The following is a 4,442-nucleotide window of genomic DNA, read 5'->3' as shown; positions in this document are numbered from 1 at the left end:
TAGTTACTAAACTCAAAGCAGCTGAGCATATTATGAGTAAAGGCAAAGAGATGTTTTTATGTAGTGGTTTTGACCTGTCAGCTGCAAGAGATTTTCTTATGAATGATATTCATGACAAGGGTACACTATTTAGTAAAAAACGAAAAGAAGAAAAGTAAAATGACAAATTTAAAGAATATATCAATGATCAAAGAATCAAATATTTATTTTGATGGTAAAGTAGCAAGCCGAGCCATCATTTTAGAAGACGGTACGAAACAAACACTTGGGGTAATGCAACCAGGAGAATACACATTTAATACAAATGAGGCTGAGATCATGGAGATGATGAGTGGAGAGTTAGAGATTAGACTTCCAGGAGAAACAGAGTTTAGAACATTAAATACTCCAGAAACTTTTAATGTATCGGCTAATTCATCTTTTGATCTGAAAATAAAAACTGTTACAGATTATTGCTGCAGTTATATAGAAGCATAAATTAGGAGCTATACAATGGAAAGATTTTTACAAGAGGCCAAAGAATCAAGCAGGGTTTTATCTGCTTTAAGTGGTCGTGAAAAAAATAGAATTTTAAGAGAGATGGCTCAAGCGCTAAGAGCTAACAGTGAGAGTTTGGTCAATCAAAATAAAAAAGATATGGAAGATGGAGAGAAGCACAACCTCTCTTCTGCACTTATGGATAGACTCTTTTTAGATGAAAGTAGAATAGATGCTATGGCAGTTGCCATTGAAGAGATCGCTGCATTAAAAGAACCTGTGGGAAAAGTACTTGACGGATGGGTAACAGAAGATGGGCTGAAGATAGAAAAAGTATCTATCCCTATAGGTGTGATCGGTATTATCTATGAGTCTCGTCCAAATGTTACAAGTGATACAGCAGCTTTGTGTTTTAAAAGTTCAAATGTCTGTATCTTGAAAGGTGGGAAGGAGGCAGAATATTCCAACAGAGCAATTGCAAAGATATTACAAGATGTCTTGGAGAAGAATGCTTTGCCAAAAGCTTTAGTATCACTCATTCCGGACTCTTCAAGAGCGGGTGTTGACAAGCTGATAAAGATGGATAAGTATGTTGACCTGATCATTCCAAGAGGTGGCGCAGGGCTTATCAAACATGTAAGTGAGAATGCCACAGTAAGTGTTGTTAAGCATGATAAAGGTCAGTGCCATACCTACATAGATAAAGATGCAAAACTTGACAATGCTATTGCTATTGCACTAAACGCAAAAGTACAACGTCCCGGTGTTTGTAATGCCATGGAAACATTGCTTGTCGATAGTGCTATTGCAGAGAATGCGCTTCCAAAACTCAAAAGTGCATTTGATAAGGAACATACTGAGCTAAAAGGCTGTAAAAATACACAAAAAATTATTGATGTAGCTAATGCCACTGATGAAGATTTTGATACGGAGTATTTGGCAAATATCTTAAATATAAAAGTAGTTGATGGAGTAGAAGGAGCTATTGAGCATATCGTTAGATTTACTTCTGGACACTCTGAATCAATTATAACTGAAAATATTAGCACTGCTGAGAACTTTTTGAATGCTATAGATGCAGCAGCAGTATACGTGAATGCAAGTACTAGATTTACTGATGGTGGCTCTTTTGGCTTTGGCGCTGAAGTGGGTATCAGTACAAATAAACTTCATGCACGAGGCCCAATGGGAATCGAAGGGCTTACGACTTATAAGTTTAAAATATATGGCAGTGGCCAAGTTAGAGCTTAAATGACGGGAATAAAGTTTATAACCAAACTAATATTGATAAGTCTTATTTTTTCTAATGTCTCTTATGCATTGGAAGATATAAAGCCTTCTACCAATACACTTATAAAAAAGCCACTTATAGAACGCTATGTCTTCGATGAACTAAAAGCACTTAGAACTGACCAGCAAAAGCTAAGAGAAGATGTGACAAAGCAGATTACTAAAAGTGAACTTTCGGTCAGTGACAGAGCCATCGCTTACGCAACGGATACAATCAACAATATATTTTATATTATTGCAGCTGCGAGTTCTATACTTCTTATTGTTGGTCTTAAATCTCTTAAAGAGCTAAAAGAGAATAGCAAACAGTTAGTAGAAACAAAAATATTGAAACTTTCTAAAGATTTTGAAGAAAGACTAGTTCATATTGAGTCTAAAGCAAAACAACGGTTTGAACTTATTGTGCAAACACAAGAACACCTTGAGCAGACAGAAAAAGTGAATGCACTTTGGAGAAGATTAGAAGTTGAAGAGAGTACACAAGAGAAATTACACCTTTATGATGAAATTCTGAAAGTATCTCCAGCATGTGTGGAAGCCCTGACCTATAAAGCACATACCCTATTAGATCTAAATGAACCAAGATGGGCATTATCTCTGTGTGATCAAGTTATAACACTTGATGATAACTATGCCTTGTCTTATTGGCAGAGAGCACGTGCCAATGCCGAATTGGGAGATATAGATGAAGCAATTTCAGATATTAAACTTGCTATTGAAATAGTTCCAAGCTTACAAGATGAATTAAAAAATGAAAATTCATTTGATATATTGAGTAAGAATAAAAATTTTATCAAACTATTAACATAAAAATCTACAAGTTATCAAGATATAAACACATCTAGAAAATAGATATAAAGGAATTAGATTATATGAATATATCAAACGAAACATTTAATGAAGTCAAAAGTGTTGCTCACAGATGGCAGAGTCTAATCCAAAAAAGCCGGGAAAGTGAAGAGGAGCGTTTTCATGACATGATGAATAAAATGCTTGAAGATCCTATGAACAAAATCTTTCTTATTGAGTTACTAGATCAGAGTTTCCGTTCGAAAGATACGGATCGTGTAGCTGACCAATTAGCATATATATTTGCCAAACATGAGAACACTGAGTTTTTCTCCTCTTTTGAACAAATACTCATTTGGCTGTTTAGGCATGTGGGTATTTACGTAAGTTCAATTTCCATCCCTTTGTTTATTCAATATTTGAGAAATGATGTCTCCAGTATTATTATCAAAGGAGAGAATAATCCTCTCATAAAACATATTAAACACAGAAGAAAAGAAGGTACGAGAGTAAATATCAATATCATTGGTGAGATTGTACTGGGAGAGGAAGAAGGACAAAACCGTATAAATAAGTATATTTCAGCTTTAAAAAACTCTGATATTGACTACCTTTCTATAAAAATATCGACTATCTTTTCTCAAATCATACCCCATGCACATCAGTGGAGTGTAGATGAGATAAGCTATAGGCTTGTACCCATTTATCGTGCAGCCATGCAAAATACTTTTGTGGATCATCAGAATAAAAAACAGTATAAATTCGTCAACTTGGATATGGAAGAATATCGTGATCTGGAACTTACCATTGATGTTTTCAAAAAAACACTTGAACTTGAAGAGTTTCACAATTATCATGCCGGTATTGTGGTGCAGACATACCTTCCAGATACATTTGAACATGTACAAAAGCTGGCTATGTGGGCAAAAGAGCGTGTGAAAAACGGTGGTGCACCTATCAAGATACGTTTGGTTAAGGGTGCAAACCAAGAGATGGAACTTACTGAAGCAAGTTTAAGGGGCTGGGAGAATGTCACATTTTCAAGCAAAGTTGAAAGTGATGCAAACTATAAAGTGCTTATGGACTATCTTCTCTCTCCAGAGATAGCACCGTCAGTTCATGTAGGTACAGCATCACATAATCTTTTTGATCAGGCACTCGCAGTACTCATAGCCAAAGAGCGTGGCGTAGAAGCATTTCATACGGCTGAAATGCTAGAGGGAATGAGTGAATCCGCATACAAAATACTTAAAGATGACAATGTGAATGTTATACTTTATGCACCTATTGCAACACATGAAACTTTTACCAATGCCATTGCTTATTTGGTAAGAAGGTTTGATGAAAACACAGCAGAACAAAACTTTTTAAGACATAGTTTTGGACTTGAAGTAGACAGTGAAGCATGGGGAAAACTGCTAAAAAGCTATGACGATTCTGTGGAAATGATTCCGAAACTCACACTTAGACCAAACCGTACACAAGACAGAAATGATGCCATCATAAAATCTGAAGTTGATATTCAAGCCTATCAGTTTAGAAGTGAGCCAGATACTGATTTTGCTTTACCCCAAAATCAAATATGGGCTGCTTCAATTGCTGACAAATGGAAAGATGTAGGTGAAAATGGTGGTTTTAATGCTGCTCCTGTCATCGGAGGACAAGAGATAAGCACAGGTGAGAAAATAGAGATCATAGACAAATCTCAATACCATGAAAAAGTCAAGGTAGGATACTACCACAAAGCAACAGCTGATGACTTGGAACTGGCACGTCAAACAGCAAAAGAAGATCCGGATGGATGGAGAGATCTGGATGTTAAAAGCCGTCAAAATATTTTAATGAATGTCGCAGATGAATTTAGAAAAGCAAGAGCAGATCTTATT

General features: G+C 35.9%; 4 protein-coding genes. All 4 read left to right on the top strand.

The window, feature by feature from the left end; translation table 11 throughout:
- The first annotated feature begins 159 nt into the window (after nt 1–159).
- The gene (locus ABYK33_RS13970; protein ID WP_373033899.1) at nt 160–477 is read left to right on the top strand and encodes a pyrimidine/purine nucleoside phosphorylase; all 318 of its coding nucleotides are present in this window, start codon (nt 160–162) and stop codon (nt 475–477) included.
- Nucleotides 478–492: 15 nt separating this feature from the next.
- Nucleotides 493–1,728: a glutamate-5-semialdehyde dehydrogenase gene (locus tag ABYK33_RS13965; RefSeq protein WP_373033898.1), complete on the top strand. Its 1,236-nt coding sequence runs from the start codon at nt 493–495 to the stop codon at nt 1,726–1,728.
- Nucleotides 1,729–2,577, top strand: a complete 849-nt coding sequence (locus ABYK33_RS13960; protein ID WP_373033896.1) for a tetratricopeptide repeat protein — start codon at nt 1,729–1,731, stop codon at nt 2,575–2,577.
- Between the two features lie 62 nt (nt 2,578–2,639).
- Nucleotides 2,640–4,442: proline dehydrogenase family protein (locus tag ABYK33_RS13955; protein ID WP_373033894.1), on the top strand; the 1,803-nt coding region annotated here is incomplete at its 3' end.

It is taken from the genome of Sulfurovum sp. (genome assembly GCF_041562805.1).
Lineage (GTDB): Bacteria > Campylobacterota > Campylobacteria > Campylobacterales > Sulfurovaceae > Sulfurovum.
This window is presented reverse-complemented; position numbering and strand designations above follow the sequence as displayed.